Origin of the sequence: Enterobacter cloacae complex sp. AR_0002 (assembly GCF_001922365.1) — a bacterium.
Lineage (GTDB): Bacteria > Pseudomonadota > Gammaproteobacteria > Enterobacterales > Enterobacteriaceae > Enterobacter > Enterobacter hormaechei_C.
Genome location: NZ_CP018814.1, coordinates 1,374,305 through 1,394,490, shown reverse-complemented (window position 1 = coordinate 1,394,490; position 20,186 = coordinate 1,374,305). Strand labels below are relative to the sequence as shown.

21 protein-coding genes are annotated in these 20,186 nt (G+C 59.3%); 17 read left to right on the top strand and 4 right to left on the bottom strand.

Annotation, left to right across the window (positions count from 1 at the left end; all coding sequences use genetic code 11):
• Positions 1 to 147: 147 nt before the first annotated feature.
• The gene (gene paaZ, locus AM329_RS06825; RefSeq protein WP_032609122.1) at positions 148 to 2,187 is read right to left on the bottom strand and encodes a phenylacetic acid degradation bifunctional protein PaaZ; all 2,040 of its coding nucleotides are present in this window, start codon (positions 2,185 to 2,187) and stop codon (positions 148 to 150) included.
• 285 nt (positions 2,188 to 2,472) lie between these two features.
• Between paaZ and paaA the strand changes: the two genes are divergently transcribed.
• The 13 genes from paaA (at position 2,473) to paaY (ending at position 13,654) form a co-directional block, all read left to right on the top strand.
• The gene (paaA, locus tag AM329_RS06820) at positions 2,473 to 3,402 is read left to right on the top strand and encodes a 1,2-phenylacetyl-CoA epoxidase subunit PaaA (protein ID WP_003857355.1); all 930 of its coding nucleotides are present in this window, start codon (positions 2,473 to 2,475) and stop codon (positions 3,400 to 3,402) included.
• Positions 3,403 to 3,414: 12 nt separating this feature from the next.
• Positions 3,415 to 3,702 carry a 1,2-phenylacetyl-CoA epoxidase subunit PaaB gene (paaB, locus tag AM329_RS06815; RefSeq protein ID WP_003857353.1) on the top strand — a complete coding sequence of 96 codons (288 nt, stop codon included), beginning with the start codon at positions 3,415 to 3,417 and terminating at the stop codon, positions 3,700 to 3,702.
• 8 nt (positions 3,703 to 3,710) lie between these two features.
• Positions 3,711 to 4,457 carry a 1,2-phenylacetyl-CoA epoxidase subunit PaaC gene (paaC, locus tag AM329_RS06810; protein ID WP_032609123.1) on the top strand — a complete coding sequence of 249 codons (747 nt, stop codon included), beginning with the start codon at positions 3,711 to 3,713 and terminating at the stop codon, positions 4,455 to 4,457.
• Positions 4,458 to 4,468: 11 nt separating this feature from the next.
• A complete protein-coding gene (gene paaD / locus AM329_RS06805; protein WP_003857347.1) occupies positions 4,469 to 4,966 on the top strand; it encodes a 1,2-phenylacetyl-CoA epoxidase subunit PaaD in 498 nt (165 codons plus the stop codon).
• 7 nt (positions 4,967 to 4,973) lie between these two features.
• Positions 4,974 to 6,044, top strand: coding sequence for a 1,2-phenylacetyl-CoA epoxidase subunit PaaE (paaE, locus tag AM329_RS06800; RefSeq protein WP_003857345.1), 1,071 nt, complete (start codon positions 4,974 to 4,976; stop codon positions 6,042 to 6,044).
• A complete protein-coding gene (paaF, locus tag AM329_RS06795; protein WP_003857343.1) occupies positions 6,041 to 6,808 on the top strand; it encodes a 2,3-dehydroadipyl-CoA hydratase PaaF in 768 nt (255 codons plus the stop codon). The genes paaE and paaF overlap by 4 nt, the downstream gene beginning before the upstream one ends.
• Positions 6,808 to 7,596, top strand: coding sequence for a 2-(1,2-epoxy-1,2-dihydrophenyl)acetyl-CoA isomerase PaaG (gene paaG / locus AM329_RS06790; protein WP_026080707.1), 789 nt, complete (start codon positions 6,808 to 6,810; stop codon positions 7,594 to 7,596). Before paaF ends, paaG begins: the two co-directional genes overlap by 1 nt.
• Before the next feature lies 1 nt (position 7,597).
• On the top strand, positions 7,598 to 9,022 hold the full coding sequence (gene paaH / locus AM329_RS06785; RefSeq protein ID WP_032609124.1) for a 3-hydroxyacyl-CoA dehydrogenase PaaH: 1,425 nt from the start codon (positions 7,598 to 7,600) through the stop codon (positions 9,020 to 9,022).
• A complete protein-coding gene (paaI, locus tag AM329_RS06780) occupies positions 9,012 to 9,434 on the top strand; it encodes a hydroxyphenylacetyl-CoA thioesterase PaaI (protein ID WP_032609125.1) in 423 nt (140 codons plus the stop codon). The genes paaH and paaI overlap by 11 nt, the downstream gene beginning before the upstream one ends.
• On the top strand, positions 9,434 to 10,639 hold the full coding sequence (gene pcaF, locus AM329_RS06775; RefSeq protein WP_032609127.1) for a 3-oxoadipyl-CoA thiolase: 1,206 nt from the start codon (positions 9,434 to 9,436) through the stop codon (positions 10,637 to 10,639). The genes paaI and pcaF overlap by 1 nt, the downstream gene beginning before the upstream one ends.
• A gap of 26 nt (positions 10,640 to 10,665) precedes the next feature.
• On the top strand, positions 10,666 to 11,982 hold the full coding sequence (paaK, locus tag AM329_RS06770; RefSeq protein ID WP_032609128.1) for a phenylacetate--CoA ligase PaaK: 1,317 nt from the start codon (positions 10,666 to 10,668) through the stop codon (positions 11,980 to 11,982).
• Positions 11,983 to 12,103: 121 nt separating this feature from the next.
• Entirely contained in the window at positions 12,104 to 13,039 is a 936-nt protein-coding gene (paaX, locus tag AM329_RS06765; RefSeq protein WP_032609129.1) for a phenylacetic acid degradation operon negative regulatory protein PaaX, read from the top strand.
• Positions 13,040 to 13,048: 9 nt separating this feature from the next.
• Positions 13,049 to 13,654 (top strand): phenylacetic acid degradation protein PaaY, encoded by a 606-nt coding sequence (gene paaY / locus AM329_RS06760; RefSeq protein ID WP_006810541.1) that lies wholly within the window; start codon positions 13,049 to 13,051, stop codon positions 13,652 to 13,654.
• A 42-nt stretch (positions 13,655 to 13,696) separates the two neighbouring features.
• On the opposite strand, the gene AM329_RS06755 is transcribed toward paaY, so the two are convergent.
• Positions 13,697 to 14,332 (bottom strand): helix-turn-helix domain-containing protein, encoded by a 636-nt coding sequence (locus tag AM329_RS06755; protein ID WP_003857323.1) that lies wholly within the window; start codon positions 14,330 to 14,332, stop codon positions 13,697 to 13,699.
• A gap of 202 nt (positions 14,333 to 14,534) precedes the next feature.
• Between AM329_RS06755 and AM329_RS06750 the strand changes: the two genes are divergently transcribed.
• Entirely contained in the window at positions 14,535 to 16,511 is a 1,977-nt protein-coding gene (locus tag AM329_RS06750; RefSeq protein WP_032609131.1) for an alkyl/aryl-sulfatase, read from the top strand.
• Between the two features lie 56 nt (positions 16,512 to 16,567).
• Here the strand turns inward: AM329_RS06750 and AM329_RS06745 are convergent, their stop codons facing one another.
• A complete protein-coding gene (locus tag AM329_RS06745) occupies positions 16,568 to 17,320 on the bottom strand; it encodes a hypothetical protein (protein ID WP_039264646.1) in 753 nt (250 codons plus the stop codon).
• A gap of 1 nt (position 17,321) precedes the next feature.
• Entirely contained in the window at positions 17,322 to 17,519 is a 198-nt protein-coding gene (locus tag AM329_RS06740) for a hypothetical protein (protein ID WP_003857318.1), read from the bottom strand.
• A gap of 259 nt (positions 17,520 to 17,778) precedes the next feature.
• Here AM329_RS06740 and AM329_RS06735 point away from each other — a divergent pair, with 259 nt between their 5' ends.
• From AM329_RS06735 to AM329_RS06725, 3 genes are read left to right on the top strand one after another with little or no spacing between them, the layout of a single operon-like run.
• Positions 17,779 to 18,213 carry a nuclear transport factor 2 family protein gene (locus AM329_RS06735; RefSeq protein ID WP_032609132.1) on the top strand — a complete coding sequence of 145 codons (435 nt, stop codon included), beginning with the start codon at positions 17,779 to 17,781 and terminating at the stop codon, positions 18,211 to 18,213.
• Complete coding sequence (locus tag AM329_RS06730) at positions 18,210 to 18,929, top strand: SDR family NAD(P)-dependent oxidoreductase (RefSeq protein ID WP_032609134.1); 720 nt, start codon at positions 18,210 to 18,212, stop codon at positions 18,927 to 18,929. Before AM329_RS06735 ends, AM329_RS06730 begins: the two co-directional genes overlap by 4 nt.
• Complete coding sequence (locus AM329_RS06725; RefSeq protein ID WP_032609135.1) at positions 18,926 to 20,185, top strand: NAD(P)/FAD-dependent oxidoreductase; 1,260 nt, start codon at positions 18,926 to 18,928, stop codon at positions 20,183 to 20,185. The genes AM329_RS06730 and AM329_RS06725 overlap by 4 nt, the downstream gene beginning before the upstream one ends.
• Position 20,186 lies beyond the last annotated feature (1 nt).

Genomic DNA, 20,186 nt, shown 5'->3' with positions numbered 1-20,186 from the left:
ACAGGCGCGCACGAAAAGCGTTTGCCTGCATCTGCCAGGTTGTTTGTCAGTCTTGCCAGGTTAAAAAAGAGCGGGGGTGCATCACACCCCCGGTCAGGTAGTTGTAGGCCGGGTAAGCGGAGCGACACCCGGCAAGAAAGAGGTGTGTCAGAAGTCACCCTGCTGGCGCGCCACCAGCGTCAGGATGGAGTAGAGCGCCACGGCCTGCTGGTGCTGGTTGAAGATCTCCACAGCCCATTCCACCACGCCGGTGGGTTTTTCCTCGGCAGTGCGCTGTTTCTTCAGCGTTTTACGTTTACAGGTCAGGCGCACCTGAATGGTATCACCCGGCTTGACCGGCTCGATAAAGCGCAGGTTTTCCATGCCGTAGTTGGCAATAACCGGCCCAACCCCGGCATCGACAAACAGCCCCGCCGCGGCGGAAATCAGGAAATAACCGTGTACCACGCGCTCACCAAAAATCGACTCCGCCGCGCCAATTTTGTCCATATGGGCGTAGAAATGATCCCCGCTCAGGCAGGCAAAATTCACGATATCCGCTTCCGTCAGGGTACGACGCGGGGTCAGCAGGCTGTCGCCCGGCTGTAACTCCTCGAAGTATTTACGGAACGGATGAACGCGATCTTCCTGCACCTCCGCGCCACGGACCCACTGTTTACCGATCGCGGCGAGCATGGACGGGCTGCCCTGAATGGCCGTGCGCTGAAGATAGTGCTTCACAGCGCGCAGGCCGCCCAGCTCTTCGCCGCCGCCCGCACGTCCGGGACCACCGTGCACCAGCTGCGGCAACGGTGAACCGTGGCCGGTAGATTCTTTCGAGGATTCCTGGTTGAGGATCTGAATGCGTCCGTGGGCGCGCGCGGCACCGGCAATAAACTGCCGCGCCACGCGGGTATCTGCCGTAACCAGCGTTCCCGCCAGGCTGCCGCCGCCCGCCCGCGCCAGCTGCATGGCGTGCTCGGTGTTACGGCAGGGCATCAGGGTTGCGACGGGGCCAAAGGCTTCGGTGGCGTGAACGGCCGGGGTTTCGTCCGGCTGCGGGCAGAACAGCAGGGTGGGTGGGAAGAATGCGCCAGGCGCCTGCAAATCAGCTTTACCACCCAGACGGATCTGGCAGCCCGAGGCCAGCAGATGATCGACTTTTTCCTGCACGTCAGCACGTTGCTCACTGTTGACGAGAGCCCCCATCTTCACCCCTTCCTGGGCCGGATCGCCGACGACCACGTTCACCAGCCGCGCAATCAGCGCCTGGCTGACGGCTTCAACCTGCGCTTCCGGCACGATGATGCGGCGGATGGCGGTACATTTTTGCCCGGCTTTGGCGGTCATCTCGCGCACCACTTCGCGGATAAACAGCGTAAACTCCGGCTGTTCCGGCGTCACGTCCTCACCCAGCACGCAGCAGTTAAGAGAATCTGCTTCCATGGTAAACGGAATGGAATGTGCGACGATATTCGGGTGGACGCGCAGGCTCTGCCCGGTGCTGGCCGACCCGGTAAACGTCACCACGTCCTGGCTGTCGAGGTGGTTCAGCAGATCGCCCGCGCCACCGCAGATCAGGCTGATGGCGCCGTCCGGCACCAGTCCGCTCTCCACGATCGCTTTCACCATCGCCTGAGTCACCTGCGCGGTGGCGGTGGCGGGCTTGATGATGGCGGGCATCCCGGCAAGCCAGGTGGGCGCGAGCTTTTCCAGCATCCCCCAGCACGGGAAGTTGAACGCGTTGATATGCACCGCCACGCCGGATTTCGACGTTAACACGTGACGTGCCGCAAAGCCGCCTTCCCTCGACAGTGGGATCAGCTCATCCTCCGGCCACAGGGTATCGTCCGGCAGCTCACGGCTGCCGAGGCTTGCGTAGGTGAAGAGGGTGCCGATACCGCCTTCAATATCCACCCAGCTGTCAGCCTTCGTCGCGCCGGTCTGGGCTGACAGGGCATAAAACCGATCCTTCTGGCTCAGCAGATGTTTGGCCACCGCCTTCAGCATGGCGGCGCGCTCGATAAAGCTCATTGCGCGGAGCGCTTCTCCGCCGTGTTCAATGGCGTAACGGCGCGCGGCCGCCATATCCAGCCCTTCGCTTGTGACTTGATATAGCGTTTCCCCGCTGATGGCGTGGGTGATGGTGCGCTCGCGGCCCCGGCCTGATTGCCAGATGCCGGACAAGAAGCTGGCTAACTGCTGCATTTCTTCTCTCCAGATGTTTCGTGATTTCACTATAAATAGTTTGATCTCGAATCATAAAAATCAAGCTGAGTTTTAATGAATTGTTAACGTTGTGATCTGTATTGCTTGGCCTGACCAACAGAAAGCCTTGCGCCATCGGCCTTTCATGAAAAGGCTTGCGAGCGTCGTCACAAAATAAACAAACGCTTCTTGGGGTTATATTTAACCTTTGTGTAACTTTTAAGAAACCAAATGATTCACCATTTTGCTATTTGTGGTGATTTAACGAATCACAAAGGTGGTTATGTGACGCAAGAACAACGCTTTGAGCAACGCATCGCACAGGAGACGGCCATCGAGCCGCAGGACTGGATGCCGGATGCCTACCGCAAGACGCTGATCCGCCAGATTGGACAGCACGCCCACTCTGAGATTGTCGGCATGCTGCCGGAAGGGAACTGGATCACCCGCGCACCGACGCTGCGCCGGAAAGCCATTCTGCTGGCGAAGGTGCAGGATGAAGCCGGACATGGCCTGTACCTTTACAGCGCGGCGGAAACGCTGGGCTGCGCCCGGGAGGACATCTATCAAAAGATGCTCGACGGCAAGATGAAATACTCCTCCATCTTCAACTATCCAACCCTGAGCTGGGCCGATATCGGGGTCATTGGCTGGCTGGTGGACGGGGCGGCCATTGTGAACCAGGTGGCGCTGTGCCGTACATCTTACGGCCCGTATGCCCGGGCGATGGTGAAGATTTGTAAAGAAGAGAGCTTTCACCAGCGTCAGGGTTTTGAGGCCTGCATGGCGCTGGCGCAGGGTAGCGAAGCCCAGCGGCAGATGTTGCAGGACGCCATCAACCGCTTCTGGTGGCCCGCGCTGATGATGTTCGGACCCAACGACGACAACTCCCCAAACAGCGCCCGCAGTCTGGCCTGGAAGATCAAACGCTTTGGCAACGATGAGCTTCGCCAGCGCTTCGTGGACAACACGGTGCCTCAGGTGGAGATGCTCGGCATGACCGTGCCGGATCCCGACCTGCGTTTCGATGAAGAGAGCGGTCACTACCGCTTCGGCGAAATCGACTGGCAGGAATTTGACGAGGTGATCAACGGGCGCGGGATCTGCAACCACGAACGTCTGGCCGCAAAACGTAAAGCCTGGGACGACGGCGCATGGGTGCGTGAAGCCGCTCTGGCCCACGCGGAAAAACAACGCGCCCGCCAGGCCGCATAAGAGGAATCAACCATGAGCAACGTTTACTGGCCGTTATACGAAGTTTTTGTCCGTTCGAAGCAGGGGCTGTCGCACCGGCATGTAGGCAGCCTTCACGCTGCCGACGACCGCATGGCGCTGGAAAACGCGCGCGATGCCTATACCCGCCGCAGCGAAGGCTGTTCTATCTGGGTGGTGAAGGCGAGTGAAATCGTCGCTTCCCAGCCGGAAGAGAGCGGGGAGTTTTTCGATCCGGCGGAAAGCAAGGTCTACCGCCATCCGACGTTTTACACCATCCCTGATGGTATCGAGCATATGTGAGGTTGGGGATGAACAACGTATCTGCTTATGCCCTGCGTCTGGGCGACAACGGTCTGGTGCTCTCACAGCGTCTGGGCGCCTGGTGCGGCCACGCGCCGGAGCTGGAAATTGACCTGGCGCTCGCCAATATCGGCCTTGATCTGCTCGGGCAGGCGCGCAATTTCCTGACCTACGCCGCTGAACGTGAAGGTAAGGGTGATGAAGATACCCTGGCCTATGGCCGCGATGAGCGTCAGTTCCGCAATTTGCTGCTGGTGGAACAGCCAAACGGCAGCTTCGCCGACACCATTGCCCGTCAGTATCTGATGGATGCGTTGAACGTGGCGCTCTACGAGCGGCTGATCCACAGCAGCGACAGTCAGCTTGCCGCCATCGCGGCAAAAGCCATTAAGGAGACGCGCTATCACCTGCGCTTTAGCCGCGGCTGGCTGGTGCGGCTGGGGGACGGAACAGAAACCTCCGCACAAAAAATGCAGCAGGCGGTGGATAGCCTGTGGCGCTTTACGGCTGAACTGTTCGACGCTGACGAGGTCGAGCTGGCGCTAATTGATGACGGCGTGGCGGTTGATCCGCGCGACCTGCGGGACCCGTGGGAGCGCGAAGTGTTTGCTGGCCTGGCGGAAGCCACCCTCCGCGTGCCCGAAGAGGTGGCGTATCGCACGGGCGGTAAGAAGGGGCTACATACCGAACACCTCGGGCCGATGCTGGCAGAGATGCAGTATCTCCAGCGCGTTTACCCCGGCCAGCAGTGGTAAAGGAGGACGCCATGCAACGCCTCGTCGACATCGCGCCTGCACAAATCCCGCAGATTTGGGCGCTGTTAAGCCAGATCCCCGACCCGGAAGTGCCGGTGCTGACCATCACCGACCTGGGCATGGTGCGCAGCGTGAAGGCACAGGGGGAAGGCTGGGTTATCGGCTTCACGCCAACCTATTCGGGCTGTCCGGCAACGGAGCATCTGCTGGGGGCGATCCGCGAAACCCTGACCGGAAACGGCTTTAGCCCGGTACATATTGTGCTGCAACTGGAGCCCGCCTGGACCACCGACTGGATGACCGACGATGCCCGCAGGCGCCTGCGTGAATATGGCATCAGCCCGCCTGTTGGTCATAGCTGCCATGCCCACGTTCCCGCGGAGGTGAGCTGCCCGCGCTGTGCGAGCACCGATACCTCGCTTATCAGTGAATTTGGATCCACGGCCTGCAAAGCGCTCTACCGCTGCAATACCTGCCGTGAGCCCTTCGACTATTTCAAATGTATTTGAGGCTGCCATGACAACGTTTCATTCATTAACAGTGGCAAAAGTGGAACCCGAAACCCGCGACGCGGTGACCATTACCTTCGCGGTGCCGCAGGCGTTACAGGAGGCGTACCGCTTCCGTCCCGGTCAGCATCTGACCCTGAAAGCCAGCCCTGGCGGGGATGAACTGCGCCGCTGCTACTCCATCTGCCGGAGCACCGCGTGCGGTGAGATCAGCGTGGCGGTCAAAGCCATCGAGGGCGGACGTTTTTCCCGCTATGCCCGGGACGAGATCAAACCGGGCATGGCGCTGGAGGTGATGGTGCCCCAGGGGCATTTTGGCTACCAGCCGCAGGCCGAACGCGAAGGCCATTATCTGGCGATTGCCGCCGGGTCCGGGATCACCCCGATGCTGGCGATTATGTCCGCTACGCTGGCCACTGAAGCCCACAGCCACTTCACCCTGATTTACGGCAACCGCAGCAGCCAGAGCATGATGTTCCGCCGGGCGCTGGCGGACCTGAAAGATAAATACCCGCAGCGTTTGCAGCTGATCGCCATCTTCAGCCAGGAGACGCTCGACAGCGATCTGCTCCATGGCCGCATTGACGGGGAAAAGCTCCAGGCGCTGGCAAAAACGCTGGTGAATTTCCGTCAGTACGATGAAGCCTTCATCTGCGGCCCGTCGGCGATGATGGATGAGGCCGAAGCGGCGCTGCAAGCGCTGGGTATGCCGGAAAAAGCGATCCATCTTGAGCGCTTTAACACGCCGGGTACCGCCGTTAAACGGACAGCCAGCGTGCAGGCCGATGGCCAGAAGGTCACCGTCCGTCAGGACGGGCGCGACAGGGAGATCACCCTGACGGCGGACGACGAAAGCATTCTTGACGCGGCCCTGCGTCAGGGGGCGGATCTGCCTTACGCCTGCAAGGGCGGCGTATGCGCCACCTGCAAATGCAAAGTGCTGCGTGGGAAAGTCGATATGGCGACCAACTACAGCCTGGAGCCGGACGAGCTGGCCGCAGGCTATGTGCTGAGCTGTCAGGCGCTGCCGTTAACCGCCGACGTTATCGTCGATTTTGATGCGAAGGGGATGGCATGAGCGAACTGATTGTTACCCGTCATGGCCGCGTGTTGCAGCTAACGCTTAACCGTCCGGCGGCGCGCAACGCGCTCAACAATGCGCTGCTCCTGCAAATCGCGGAGCAGCTTGAGGCCGCCGCCGCGGATGCTGAGATCGCCGTCTGCGTGATGTACGGCAACGAACGCTGCTTTGCCGCCGGGGCCGATCTCAACGAAATGGCGGAGAAAGACCTGCCCGCCACCCTGAACGATATCCGTCCGCAGCTGTGGGCGCGGATCAACGCCTTCACCAAACCGCTGATTGCCGCCGTAAACGGCTTCGCGCTGGGGGCAGGCTGTGAGCTGGCGCTGCTCTGCGATGTCGTGATTGCTGGCGATAACGCCCGTTTTGGCCTGCCGGAAATCACCCTCGGGATCATGCCGGGCGCAGGCGGCACCCAGCGGCTGATCCGCAGCGTAGGCAAATCGCTGGCCAGCAAAATGGTGCTGACGGGCGAAAGCATCACGGCGGTGCAGGCGCACAGCGCCGGGCTGGTCAGCGACGTCTATCCGGCCTCGCTGACGCTGGAGTACGCCCTGAAGCAGGCAGCGCTGATGGCGCGCCATTCGCCGCTGGCGCTACAGGCGGCGAAGCAGGCGCTTCGCCAGTCGCAGGAAGTCCCGCTTCAGGCCGGGCTGGCGCAGGAGCGTCAGCTGTTTGCGCTGCTCGCGGCCACCGACGATCGCCGGGAAGGGATCAACGCCTTTTTACAAAAACGCACCCCAGACTTTAAAGGACGCTAATTGTGGAATCTATTCTGAGCCATGTTGAGCAGGGCGTAATGACCATTACGCTGAACCGCCCGGAGCGCCTGAACAGCTTTAACGACGTCATGCACCAGCAGCTTTCCGAATGCCTGAAGCAGGCCGAGCGCGATGACGCCATCCGCTGCCTGCTGATCACCGGGGCAGGACGCGGTTTCTGCGCCGGGCAGGATCTCAACGACCGTAACGTCGACCCGAACGGCCCGGCGCCCGATCTGGGCATGTCCGTTGAGACTTTTTACAACCCGCTGGTGCGCCGCCTGGCAAAACTGCCGAAGCCGGTGATTTGCGCGGTTAACGGCGTGGCGGCGGGCGCGGGGGCGACGCTGGCCCTCGGCTGCGACATGGTGATTGCGGCGCGCTCCGCCAGTTTTGTGATGGCCTTCAGCAAGCTCGGCCTCGTCCCGGACTGCGGCGGCACCTGGCTGCTGCCGCGCGTGGCCGGACGCGCCCGCGCCATGGGGCTGGCATTGCTGGGCGATAAGCTCAGCGCTGAGCAGGCACAGGCCTGGGGAATGATCTGGCAGGTGGTGGACGACGAGCAGCTCTCCGCCACCGCACAGCAGATGGCGCTGCATTTTGCCTCGCAGCCGACCTTTGGCCTGGGCTTGATCAAGCAGGCGATCAACGCCGCCGAAACCAACACCCTCGACGCCCAGCTTGATCTGGAGCGCGACTATCAACGCCTGGCCGGACGCAGCGACGACTACCGGGAAGGCGTCAGCGCGTTCCTGGCAAAACGCGCGCCGAACTTTACGGGGAAATAATATGGTGAATATCCATACGGTCGCCGTCATTGGCAGCGGCACCATGGGCGCCGGGATTGCCGAAGTGGCAGCCAGCCACGGTCATCCGGTTCTGGTGTACGACATTGACGCAGCGGCGATTTCCCGCGCCGTCGACGGCATTCGCCAGCGGCTGTCCTCACGCGTTGCGCGTGGAAAACTCTCTGCCGACGCCGGGGAGCAGATCCTCGCCCGCCTGACGCCGGTGACGAATATCAGTGCTCTGGCGAAAGCCGATCTGGTGATCGAGGCGGCCTCCGAGCGGCTTGAAGTGAAAAAGGCGCTGTTTACCCAGCTGGCAGAGGTTTGCCCGCCGCAGACGCTGCTCGCCAGCAATACCTCGTCCATTTCCGTTACCGCGATTGCGGCGGAGATAAACCACCCTGAACGCGTCGCCGGGCTGCACTTCTTCAATCCTGCCCCGGTGATGAAGCTGGTGGAGGTGGTCAGCGGGCTGGCGACCTCACCAGAAGTGGCCGATGCGCTGTGCGAGCTGGCGCTGAGCTGGGGAAAGCAGCCGGTACGCTGCCAGTCCACGCCGGGGTTTATCGTCAACCGCGTGGCGCGCCCGTTCTACTCGGAAGCCTGGCGCGCGCTGGAAGAGCAGGTGGCAACGCCCGAGGTGATTGACGCCGCCCTGCGAGACGGCGGAGGCTTCCCGATGGGGCCGCTTGAGCTGACGGACATGATTGGTCAGGATGTCAACTTTGCCGTGACCTGCTCCGTGTTTAATGCCTTCTGGCAGGAGCGTCGTTTTCTGCCGTCGCTGGTGCAGCAGGAGCTGGTGCTGGCGGGGCGTCTGGGTAAGAAAAGCGGGCAGGGCGTTTACCGCTGGCTGGAGGACAAACCCGCCGTCAGATGGCTCGCCCCGGTCAGCGATAGCTTCAACCCCATGCGCGTACAGCGAAGAAGTGACGGTGTCACGGAAATTGACGATCTGTTGCTGATCGAAACGCAGGGTGAAACCGCGCAGTCGCTGGCGCTGCGCCATGGCTGCCCGGTGGTGGTGGTCGACCGCATCGAGCGGGATGTGGCCGTGATAGCCGCCGCACCCGGCAACCCGCACGCCGCCACGCAGAAAGCCATTTACTGGTTGCAGCACCAGCAGAAACGGGTGGTCCAGATTGCGGATTACCCCGGTCTGCTGGTCTGGCGCACGGTAGCGATGATTGCCAACGAAGCGCTGGACGCCCTGCAAAAAGGGGTCGCCAGCGAGCAAGACATCGATACCGCCATGCGCTTAGGGGTCAACTATCCCTGCGGGCCCATCGCCTGGGGCGAGCGCCTTGGCTGGCAGCGTCTGTTAACGCTGCTGGAGAACCTGCAACGTCACTACGGCGAGGAACGCTATCGCCCCTGTTCACTGCTGCGCCAGCGTGCGCTTCTGGAGAGTAGCTATGAGTCATAACGCCTGGCATAACGCCCGTGCGATGTACGAACGGGACGCCTGCGCGCAGGCGATGGGGATGGACATTCTCGACATGGGCGAGGGCTACGCGGTGGTGACCATGACCATCACCCCGCAGATGCTCAACGGGCATAAAACCTGCCACGGCGGACAGCTGTTCTCGCTGGCCGATACCGCCTTTGCCTACGCCTGCAACAGTCAGGGGCTGGCGGCGGTGGCCTCAGGCTGCGCCATCGATTTTCTGCGTCCGGGCTTTGCCGGCGATAAGCTGACCGCTACCGCGTGGGTGAAGCATCAGGGCAAACTGACCGGCGTATACGACATTGAAATTCAGAACCAACAACAGAAAACCGTCGCTCTTTTTCGCGGGAAATCGCACCGCACCGGCGGCAGTGTGACAGGAGAAGCCTGATGCGTGACGCATTTATTTGTGAGGGTGTGCGTACCCCGGTCGGTCGCTACGGTGGAGGATTATCCAGCGTGCGTGCCGATGACTTAGGGGCCGTGCCGCTGCGTGCGCTGCTGGCGCGTTACCCGCAGCTCGATCTGGAGCGCATAGATGATGTGATCTTCGGCTGCGCAAATCAGGCCGGAGAGGATAACCGCAACGTAGCGCGCATGTCGTCGCTGCTGGCCGGGCTGCCTCAGACCGTTTCCGGTACCACCATTAACCGCCTGTGCGGCTCCGGTCTGGATGCCCTTGGCTTTGCGGCACGCGCCATTAAGGCCGGGGATGGCGATCTGCTGATCGCCGGTGGCGTCGAATCCATGTCCCGTGCGCCGTTCGTGATGGGCAAAGCCACCGCGGCGTTTCAGCGTCAGGCGGAGATCTTCGACACCACCATCGGCTGGCGATTTGTGAATCCGCTCATGCATCAGCAATACGGAACTGACAGCATGCCGGAAACGGCAGAGAATGTAGCGGAATTGTTAAATATAAGCCGTGCCGATCAGGATGCATTTGCCCTGCGCAGCCAGCAGCGCACCGCGCGGGCGCAGCAGAATGGCGTTCTGGCGCAGGAGATTATCCCGGTACAGTTGGCGGGGAAAAAAGGTGCCGTAACGGAAGTGAGCGTGGACGAGCATCCGCGCGCCGAAACCACCCTTGAACAGCTTGCCGCGCTGAAAGCTCCGTTCCGCAAGAACGGTGTGGTGACGGCGGGGAACGCCTCCGGCGTGAACGACGGGGCGGCGGCGCTGATTATCGCCAGCGAGCCGATGGCGCTTGCCCAGGGGTTAACGCCGCGCACACGCATTGTGGCCATGGCGACCGCGGGCGTCGAGCCGCGCCTGATGGGATTAGGCCCGATTCCCGCCACCCGTAAGGTGCTGGAACGTGCCGGACTCAGTATCACCGATATGGACGTCATTGAGCTTAACGAAGCCTTCGCCGCACAGGCGCTGGGCGTGCTGCGTCAGCTGGGTTTGCCGGATGACGCGGAGCATGTGAACCCGAATGGCGGGGCGATCGCGTTAGGTCATCCGCTGGGAATGAGCGGTGCCAGACTGGCGCTGGCCGCGAGCAATGAATTGCACCGACGCGGCGGGCGCTACGCGCTGTGTACGATGTGCATCGGTGTGGGTCAGGGCATTGCCATGATCCTTGAGCGTGTTTGAGCGAACAATAATGTGAGTACCCTGCGATGATAAATACAACAAAGCTTGATCCGATCGAAACCGCGTCCATTGATGAATTGCAGGCGTTGCAGACCGCGCGCCTGAAGTGGACGCTGAACCACGCCTACAACAACGTTCCGATGTACAAACGCAAGTTTGACGCCGCGGGCGTTCACCCTGACGATTTTAACGAGCTGGCGGACCTGCAAAAATTCCCGTGCACCACCAAGCAGGATCTGCGCGACAACTACCCGTTCGATACCTTTGCGGTGCCGATGGAGCAGGTGGTGCGCATCCACGCCTCGTCGGGCACCACCGGAAAGCCGACCGTGGTGGGATATACCCAGAATGATATCGACAACTGGGCCAATATAGTTGCCCGTTCCCTGCGCGCCGCCGGGGGCAGCGCGAAGGATAAAATTCACGTGGCCTACGGCTACGGGCTATTCACCGGCGGGCTGGGGGCGCACTACGGTGCCGAGCGTCTGGGTGCGACGGTGATCCCGATGTCCGGCGGCCAGACGGAGAAGCAGGCGCAGCTGATCCGCGATTTTCAGCCGGATATGATCATGGTGACGCCCTCATACTGCCTGAATTTAATTGAAGAGCTGGAGCGTCAGATGGGCAGTGACGCCAGCGCCTGTTCCCTGCGCGTCGGCGTGTTTGGCGCCGAGCCGTGGACGCAGGCGATGCGCCGCGAAATTGAAAAACGGCTGGGCATTACCGCGCTGGATATCTATGGTCTCTCCGAAGTGATGGGGCCGGGCGTGGCGATGGAGTGTCTTGAAACCGCTGACGGCCCGACCATCTGGGAAGATCACTTCTACCCGGAGATCGTCAACCCGAATGACGGCACGCCGCTGGCTGACGGCGAGCAGGGCGAACTGCTATTCACCACCCTGACCAAAGAGGCGCTGCCGGTGATCCGCTACCGCACCCGCGACCTGACGCGCCTGCTGCCGGGCACTGCACGCACCATGCGCCGGATGGATCGCATCAGCGGGCGCAGCGACGACATGCTCATCATTCGCGGCGTGAACGTCTTCCCGTCACAGCTGGAAGAGGAGATCGTTAAGTTCGAACATCTTTCGCCACACTATCAGCTGGAGGTGAACCGCCGCGGGCATCTTGATTCACTTTCGGTGAAGGTCGAGCTGAAACAGAGCAGCTTAACGCTGACCCATGAGCAGCGCTGTCAGGTCTGCCATCAGCTGCGTCATCGGATTAAATCGATGGTGGGGATCTCGACCGACGTGATGATCGTTAACTGTGGCAGCATACCGCGCTCCGAGGGTAAAGCCTGCCGGGTGTTTGATTTGCGTAAAGTGGCAGCCAACAGTTGAATTCCCCTCACCCCAGCCCTCTCCCAAAGGGAGAGGGTGTATTGAGTTCCCTCTCCCTTTGGGAGAGGGTACACCCCAGATTCGTATGCTATGATTCATCCAGGAAAAAAATAACAACAGAATGAATCACATGAATAAACTTGATGCCTTTATCCAGCATGCAGTCAGCTCTGTTCCCGTCAGCGGAACGTCGCTTATCTCCTCACTGTATGGCGACGCGCTTTCGCACCGCGGCGGAGAGATCTGGCTCGGCAGCCTGGCGGCCCTGCTGGAAGGGATGGGATTTGGCGAGCGCTTTGTGCGCACCGCGCTGTTTCGCCTCAACAAAGAGGGCTGGCTGGACGTGTCCCGCATTGGCCGCCGCAGCTTTTACCGTCTCAGCGACAAGGGGCTGCGTTTGACCCGCCGCGCGGAAAATAAAATCTACCGTGCGGAACTGCCGGCGTGGGATGGTAAATGGCTGCTGCTGCTCTCCGAGGGGCTGGATAAAACCACCCTCGCGGACGTGAAAAAACAGCTCATCTGGCAAGGGTTCGGCACGCTGGCGCCGAGCCTGATGGCCTCGCCGTCGCAGAACCTGGCGGACGTGCAGTCTCTGCTGCATGACGCGGGCGTGGCGGAAAACGTCATTTTCTTTGAGGCCCATTCACCGCTGGCCTTATCACGTGCGGCGTTACGAGCCCGCGTGGAAGAGTGCTGGCAGTTGACCGAACAAAACGCGATGTACGAAACGTTTATCAGCTCGTTCCGTCCGCTGTTGCCGCTGCTGAAAGAAGCGCCGCCTGAGGCTTTGACCCCGGAACGCTGCTTCCAGATCCAGCTGTTACTCATTCATTTTTATCGTCGCGTGGTGCTGAAAGATCCGCTGTTGCCGGAGGAGTTACTTCCTGCGCACTGGGCGGGACAGAGCGCGCGACAGCTGTGCATTAACATCTACCAGCGCGTGGCGGCGGGAGCCCTGGCGTTTGTCAGTGAGAAGGGGGAAACCTCCGTGGGCGAGCTGCCCGCTCCCGGCACGCTTTATCACCAGCGTTTTGGTGGTCTGAATATCACATAAGGAGAGGGTATGCCTGTTTATCAAATTGATGGTCTGACGCCGGTCGTGCCTGAAGAGAGCTATGTTCACCCGACCGCGGTGCTGATTGGCGACGTGATCCTCGGCAAAGGCGTTTACGTGGGTCCCAACGCCAGCCTGCGCGGTGATTTTGGCCGGATCGTGGTGAAAGACGGCGCGAACATCCAGGATAACTGCGTGATGCACGGTTTTCCGGAGCAGGACACGGTGGTGGAAGAGGACGGGCATATCGGCCACAGCGCGATCCTGCACGGCTGCATTATCCGCCGTAATGCGCTGGTGGGGATGAATGCGGTCGTGATGGACGGGGCGACGATCGGCGAAAACAGCATCGTTGGGGCGGCGGCGTTTGTGAAGGCCAAAGCGGAAATGCCTGCGAATCACTTAATTCTTGGCAGTCCGGCGAAAGCGATTCGTGAGCTAAGCGCGCAGGAAATAGAGTGGAAAAAGCAGGGCACGCGGGAGTATCAGGTGCTGGTGGACCGTTGTAAGCAGACGCTGCACCAGGTGGAGCCGCTGCGTGAAGAAGAGCCAGGACGCAAACGGCTGGTCTTCGATGAGAATTTACGGCCTAAGTCGGCTGGCCGGGATAAATAAGGCTGTTCGCTCCCGCACGTTGATCAAGGCGTGAAAATGAGCTCAATACGCATCCGGCAGGGGCCGGTCAATCGACACCAGCTTTCCGCGCTTCATGGTGATATATCCCCCGGCTTTAAGATCTGCCAGCACGCGAAAGACATGCGTTCGTGACAGGTTAGTGCGCTTGATGATAAACAGCGCCAGGCCCTCATTCTCTCCCGTGTGGGTCTCCTGCCGATAGAGATAGCGGTACAGCATTGGTTTGATGGTCTGGTAGCTGGTGACCTGCCTGCGTTCATTGTGCAGGTCGATGGTAAATATGGACATGTAGGTCAGTATGGTGGCCAGCGCCTGCATGCGCTCAGGCCCGCCCTGGAAAAATATCTGGTCGAAGTCGACCCAGGATATTCTCACCAGCTTCACCTTCGCACTGCTGCGATATTCATACTTCGCCAGTGGACAATACCTTTCCATTAACCCTATCGGCATATACTCGATAGTATTGCCAATATTAAGGCCATCATCAGGCATTAATATCGTCAGCGACCCTTCAGTGCAAAAATAGATATAGCCAGGCTCGACGGTGAGTTTTTTATTTGCGGCAACGGTTAAGGCCTCGCCTTTACAAAGCATGTGCGGAAAAAATTGCCCAATATTGAGTTGCTGATAATAGGTATGGATATCCTGAAAATTCACGCTAAGCCTCTCCCCGCAACGTTTGCCGTGGTAGCGAGTATAGCAGCAATAGGCCCCGAATTGCGAACCCATAAATAACCAGTCCCATATGGGACTATGATGGAAAGGTATTCTGTTTAGAATGGTCGTCAATGAGTTCGCATTAAAATTATCCGCCAACAGTAAATATCCAGGCGGCGCAATTAATCTATGAGGCCATTCAATGAAATTAACCCTAATTGCTAAACATCTGGCGCTTGCCGGTGTGTTGACGTCGCTGTCGCTTTCCGCGTTTGCGGAAGTGCAGCCGCAGGATGCCACTGCCACGACCCGGCAGGTAAATAACGCCCTGTATAACAAATTACCGTTTGCCGATAAAACCGACTTTGAGAACGCCCATAAAGGTTTTATCGCCCCGCTGCCACAAAACATGATTAAAGGCGAGCAGGGGAACGTTATCTGGAACCCGGCGAAATATGATTTCGTGAAAGAGGGTGAGAAAGCCCCGGATACGGTAAACCCGAGCCTGTGGCGTCAGTCACAGTTGATCAACATTGGCGGGCTGTTTAAGGTCACCGACGGCGTGTATCAGATCCGTAATCTCGATCTCTCCAACATGACCATCATTGAGGGCGAGAAGGGCATTACCGTTATCGACCCGCTGTTAAGCGCTGAACCGGCGAAAGAAGCGCTGGATCTCTACTATGCAAACCGCGGCAAGAAACCGGTCGTCGCTGTGGTGATCACCCACAGCCACGTTGACCACTATGGCGGCCTGCGCGGCGTGGTTGACGAAGCTGACGTCAAGTCTGGCAAAGTGAAAATCTACGCGCCGGATGGCTTTATGAAAGAGGCGGTTTCCGAAAACATTATGGCCGGAAACGCGATGAGCCGCCGTGCGAGCTATATGTACGGCAACCTGCTGAAGCCGAATGCAAAAGGCCAGGTGGGTGCAGGCCTTGGCACCACCACCTCTGCGGGTACTGTCACCCTCATCCCGCCGACCGACTACATTACCCATACCGGTCAGGAAGAAGTGATCGACGGTTTGACCTACGACTTTATGATGGCGCCGGGTTCAGAAGCTCCGTCGGAGATGCTGTGGTATGTCAAAGAGAAGAAAATGATCGAGGCCGCAGAGGACGTGACCCATACTCTGCACAACACCTACTCCCTGCGCGGCGCGAAAATCCGCGACCCGCTGGCCTGGTCTAAGTACATTAACGCCGCCATTGAGCGCTGGGGCGCGGACGCGGAAGTGATTATTGCGCAGCACCACTGGCCGACCTGGGGTAACGAGAATATCGTCAAGCTGATGAAAGGCCAGCGCGATATGTACCGCTACATCAACGACCAGACCCTTCGTATGGCAAACAAGGGGCTGACCCGCGACGAGATCGCCGCCGAGTTTAAACTGCCGGAATCGCTGGAAAAACAGTGGGCAAGCCGCGGTTACTACGGCTCCGTTAGCCACGACGTCAAAGCCACCTACGTGTTTTATCTCGGCTGGTTCGACGGCAACCCGGCAACCCTCGACGAGCTGCCGCCTGAACTGGCTGCGAAGAAGTTCGTGCAGTACATGGGCGGCGCTGATGCCATCATGCAGAAAGCCAAAGCGGATTATCAGCAGGGTAATTACCGTTGGGTTGCTCAGGTGGTAAGCAAAGTGGTCTTTGCCGATCCTAACAACCAGGCTGCCCGTAATCTGGAAGCCGACGCGCTGGAGCAGTTAGGTTACCAGGCGGAAGCGGGCACCTGGCGTAACTTCTACCTGACCGGCGCGCAAGAACTGCGTAATGGCGTGAAGAAGCTACCGACGCCGAACACCGCCAGCCCGGATACCGTGCGGGCGATGACCCCGGAAATGTTCTTCGACTACCTGGGTGTGCACATCAACGGGGTGCGGGCCGGTAACGCGAAGGCGGTCTTCAATGTCGATCTCGGTAAGGATGGCGGCAAATACAAGCTGGAGCTGGAAAACGGCGTGCTGAACCATACCGCCAACGCGCAGGCGAAGGATGCTGACGCAACCATCACGCTGGACCGTACCACGCTGAACAACATCATCCTTAAGAAAGAGACGCTGAAGCAGGCGATGGATAAGGGTGACGTGAAGGTGAGCGGAAACGGGGCGAAGCTGGAAGAGATGCTGAGCTACATGGACACATTTGACTTCTGGTTCAATATTGTGACGCCATAAGTTTAGCGTTCATCCTGGTTAATCCTGGCGCCTTGTTGCGATAAGGCGCCATTTTTTTATTCACGCATTGCCAGCGCGCTGGCGCTTGCCGGATCGAACAGCGAAATACTCTCGATCTGATCCAGCATGATCACTTTGCGAAAATCCATGGCGCTTTTGGGCTCTGAATCGAGCGTAATATCATGCTCGGCATACCATTTGCTGTAGTTATGTTCGATACAGAGCTGCATGTTTTTCCCGTCACGGTAGCCGCTCAGCATCGGAATAAGCACGATATTGGCCGTTTTTTCATACTCCAGCGTGGCGGTATGGATCATCCCAATATAGATCCGCCGCGATTTCAGCGTGACGTGCGCCAGTTCACCTTCCTCCATGCACTGATAGAGCAGCTGTTCAATCCCGCTCGATTGCGCCAGCCGCTTGTAGAGCTTTTTTCGGCCTTCGCCGTCCAGCCGCGCGCTCCCGGCCCAGTTCGAGCGGTAGAGACAGAACAGGATCGCGAAGGTCAGCATTTCCACCACCGGGGCCTGAATCCCCAGGAAGCTCCAGTTCATAAAATCAATTTGCCAGTCGGCATATTTTGCAGACGTGAAATGGAACGTGTTGTCGGCGGCGGAGAGGGCGAACAACAACAGCCAGAGCAGGCCGGTGGCGATCACGCCCTGTAAAACGAAAATGCAGCCATACAGCGCCACAAGGAAATAGACGTCCCAGCCGAATGAACGCTTAATTTTGAACCGGGTTGAGAGATCGCGGCTGGTGTACCAATAGCCGCATACCATCAATACCATGAATATTGCCGTACCCATTTCAGGCCCTCTTCAGCGCGTTGACATGGCGCAGAAAGTCCTGCCGCACCTCGTGGCTTTTGTAGTTAACCGAGGCGTTTCCATCCTGATCGATGATGATGCGGTCGCCATCCTCTACGGCTTCGATAATTTCCTGGTGACTCATGACCTGCAACAAGGATTCCGGGCTGGAAAAGAGCGTCATCAGTAAATGTTTCATCGCGTGACATCCTTATGAATTAAAAGGATAAGTCTGGAAGATAAATGGCACCTTTGCCTTAAGGTTATCCCTAAAAAAACGGCAGCCTGGCGGCGAAATTCAACTTTATGCTCAAAATGGTTGCGCGAGGTAACATTTCAGGTCTTTGAAAAATAATAAGAATAAAAAATATATCTGCGCAAACTTGGACAAATAACGTTAATTGTGTAAGTTTAAATTATGCGATTTCGCTACGTTGTTTACACCCAGGATGTGACCCATGAGCACGTTGCCGTCCGTCATCAGTCGGTTCGTTGAGTACTACGCCACGCTGGATACCCAGCCACCTTCGGCGCTGGCGGGGATTTATCGCGCCGATGCCACGCTTATCGATCCCTTTGGCGAACATAGCGGGGTGTTCGCGATCCAGCGCTATTTCACCCACTTGCTGGCTAACGTCCAGCACTGTCGCTTTACCGTTGATGCGCCGTTGCAGCAGGGCGATCGCTTTGTGGTCACCTGGATAATGCACTGGTCGCACCCGCGTATTGCCCGGGGTGCAGTGCGACAGCTGCCGGGCTGCTCCGTGGTAGACATGCGCGACGATCGCATTGTTCGCCAGCGGGATTACTACGATGCCGGAGAGATGATTTACGAACATCTCCCGATACTCGGCTGGGCCGTACGCGGCGTGAAGCGGAGAGTGAAATCATGAAAACGGTTCTGATCACCGGCGCAAGCTCGGGCATCGGGGCGGGGCTGGCGAAATCTTTTGCCGACGATGGTTACCGGGTGATTGCCTGCGGGCGCGATGCGCAACGTCTGGCCGCTGTGCATCAGCACAGCCCCAACATCACGGTGCGCCTGTTCGATATGACAGACAGGGACGCCTGTCGCCAGGCGCTGGCGGACTGTGCTGCCGACACGGTGATTCTCTGCGCCGGAACCTGCGAGTATCTCGACCGCGGCGAGGTGGATGCCGAGCTGGTGGCGCGGGTCATGACCACCAATTTCATGGGGCCGGTAAACTGCCTTGCGGCGTTGCAGCCGCAGCTGGTATCCGGCAACCGCGTGGTGCTGGTCAGTTCGATGGCGCACTGGCTTCACTTCCCGCGAGCCGAAGCCTATGGGGCCTCTAAAGCGGCATTAACCTGGTTTGCCGACACGCTGCGCCTCGACTGGGAACCGAAAGGGATTGCCGTCACGGTCGTTTCACCCGGTTTTGTCGACACGCCGCTGACCCGCAAAAACGATTTCCCGATGCCGGGCCGGGTCAGCGTGGGGGACGCCGTCCACGCCATTCGTCGCGGTCTGGCAAAAGGGAAGGATCACATCGCGTTTCCCGCCGGGTTCAGCCTGGCGCTGCGCCTGCTTTCCGGCCTGCCCGATGTACTTCAGCGCGCTTTGCTGCGCGGGATGGTGCGACCATGAAAATCGCAATTATCGGCAGCGGCATCGCCGGGTTAACCTGTGCCTGGCGGCTCGCCGGACATCATCAGATCACGGTGTTTGAGGCGCAGGCCACCCCGGGCGGCCATACCGCAACGGTGGATGTCGACACGCCCCAGGGCACCTTTGCCATCGATACCGGTTTTATCGTCTACAACGACCGCACCTATCCGCGCTTCATGGGGCTGCTCAGCGAACTGGGCATCAGCGGGCAAAAAACGCAGATGAGCTTTTCGGTGCACAACCCGCAGAGCGGGCTGGAGTATAACGGGCACACGCTGACGTCGCTGTTCGCCCAGCGTCGTAATCTGCTGAACCCTGCCTTCTGGACGCTACTGAAGGAGATAGTGCGCTTTAACCGGCTGGCGAAACAGACGCTCCGGGGCGAAGTCGATGGATCCGCCACGCTGGAAACATTCCTGCGCCAGCACCGCTTTACGCCCTTTTTTGCGCGCCACTACATCCTGCCAATGGGAGCGGCTATCTGGTCGTCGTCGCTACAGGAGATGAAACGCTTTCCGCTGCCGCTCTTTTTACGCTTTTTTGAAAACCACGGTCTGCTGGACATTACCCATCGTCCGCAGTGGTACGTCGTGCCAGGCGGCTCCCGGGAGTATATCCGCGCGATGATGGACATGCTTGGCGATCGCCTGACGCTGCACCTCAACGCGCCGGTTCAGAAGGTTGTTCGCCACGATCGTGGCGTCGATATTGAGCGGGAAGGCGTCACTCATACCTTCGATCAGGTGATCTTCGCCTGTCACTCTGCTCAGGCGCTGGCGATGCTCGCCAGCCCAACGCAGGCTGAACGTGAGGTGCTGGGTGATATCGGCTGGCAGCGTAACGAGGTGGTGCTTCACAGCGATCCGCGCTGGCTGCCGGTGCGCAAGCGCGCGTGGGCGAGCTGGAACTACCGCCTCAGCGAGCAGGATCGGGCTAGCGCCTGCGTCACCTACAACATGAATATCTTGCAGGGACTGCCGCCGGGTAGCCCGCTGTTTTGCGTCACCCTCAACCCGGAAACGCCGGTGGAGGAACGCTTTGTGCTGCGCCGCTTTGTCTATGAGCATCCGCTTTTTAACCCGCAAAGCTGGCAAGCCCAGGCCCGACGCGGAGAAATAAACGGTCGCCAGCGGAGCTGGTTCTGCGGCGCGTACTGGTACAACGGCTTCCACGAAGATGGCGTACGCAGTGCGCTGGATGTGGTAAACGCTATCGCGGCCGGGGAGGGCAACTGAG

Bases quoted from the DNA above. Each gene is read 5' to 3' on its own strand.
- paaC (WP_032609123.1), top strand. From the start codon at position 3,711: ATGAACAACGTATCTGCTTATGCCCTGCGTCTGGGCGACAACGGTCTG.
- AM329_RS06750 (WP_032609131.1), top strand. From the start codon at position 14,535: ATGAAATTAACCCTAATTGCTAAACATCTGGCGCTTGCCGGTGTGTTG.
- paaF (WP_003857343.1), top strand. From the start codon at position 6,041: ATGAGCGAACTGATTGTTACCCGTCATGGCCGCGTGTTGCAGCTAACG.
- paaE (WP_003857345.1), top strand. From the start codon at position 4,974: ATGACAACGTTTCATTCATTAACAGTGGCAAAAGTGGAACCCGAAACC.
- pcaF (WP_032609127.1), top strand. From the start codon at position 9,434: ATGCGTGACGCATTTATTTGTGAGGGTGTGCGTACCCCGGTCGGTCGC.
- paaZ (WP_032609122.1), bottom strand. From the start codon at position 2,187: ATGCAGCAGTTAGCCAGCTTCTTGTCCGGCATCTGGCAATCAGGCCGG.
- AM329_RS06745 (WP_039264646.1), bottom strand. From the start codon at position 17,320: ATGGGTACGGCAATATTCATGGTATTGATGGTATGCGGCTATTGGTAC.
- AM329_RS06725 (WP_032609135.1), top strand. From the start codon at position 18,926: ATGAAAATCGCAATTATCGGCAGCGGCATCGCCGGGTTAACCTGTGCC.
- paaB (WP_003857353.1), top strand. From the start codon at position 3,415: ATGAGCAACGTTTACTGGCCGTTATACGAAGTTTTTGTCCGTTCGAAG.
- AM329_RS06735 (WP_032609132.1), top strand. From the start codon at position 17,779: ATGAGCACGTTGCCGTCCGTCATCAGTCGGTTCGTTGAGTACTACGCC.
- paaK (WP_032609128.1), top strand. From the start codon at position 10,666: ATGATAAATACAACAAAGCTTGATCCGATCGAAACCGCGTCCATTGAT.
- paaI (WP_032609125.1), top strand. From the start codon at position 9,012: ATGAGTCATAACGCCTGGCATAACGCCCGTGCGATGTACGAACGGGAC.
- paaD (WP_003857347.1), top strand. From the start codon at position 4,469: ATGCAACGCCTCGTCGACATCGCGCCTGCACAAATCCCGCAGATTTGG.
- AM329_RS06730 (WP_032609134.1), top strand. From the start codon at position 18,210: ATGAAAACGGTTCTGATCACCGGCGCAAGCTCGGGCATCGGGGCGGGG.
- AM329_RS06740 (WP_003857318.1), bottom strand. From the start codon at position 17,519: ATGAAACATTTACTGATGACGCTCTTTTCCAGCCCGGAATCCTTGTTG.
- paaX (WP_032609129.1), top strand. From the start codon at position 12,104: ATGAATCACATGAATAAACTTGATGCCTTTATCCAGCATGCAGTCAGC.
- paaH (WP_032609124.1), top strand. From the start codon at position 7,598: ATGGTGAATATCCATACGGTCGCCGTCATTGGCAGCGGCACCATGGGC.
- paaY (WP_006810541.1), top strand. From the start codon at position 13,049: ATGCCTGTTTATCAAATTGATGGTCTGACGCCGGTCGTGCCTGAAGAG.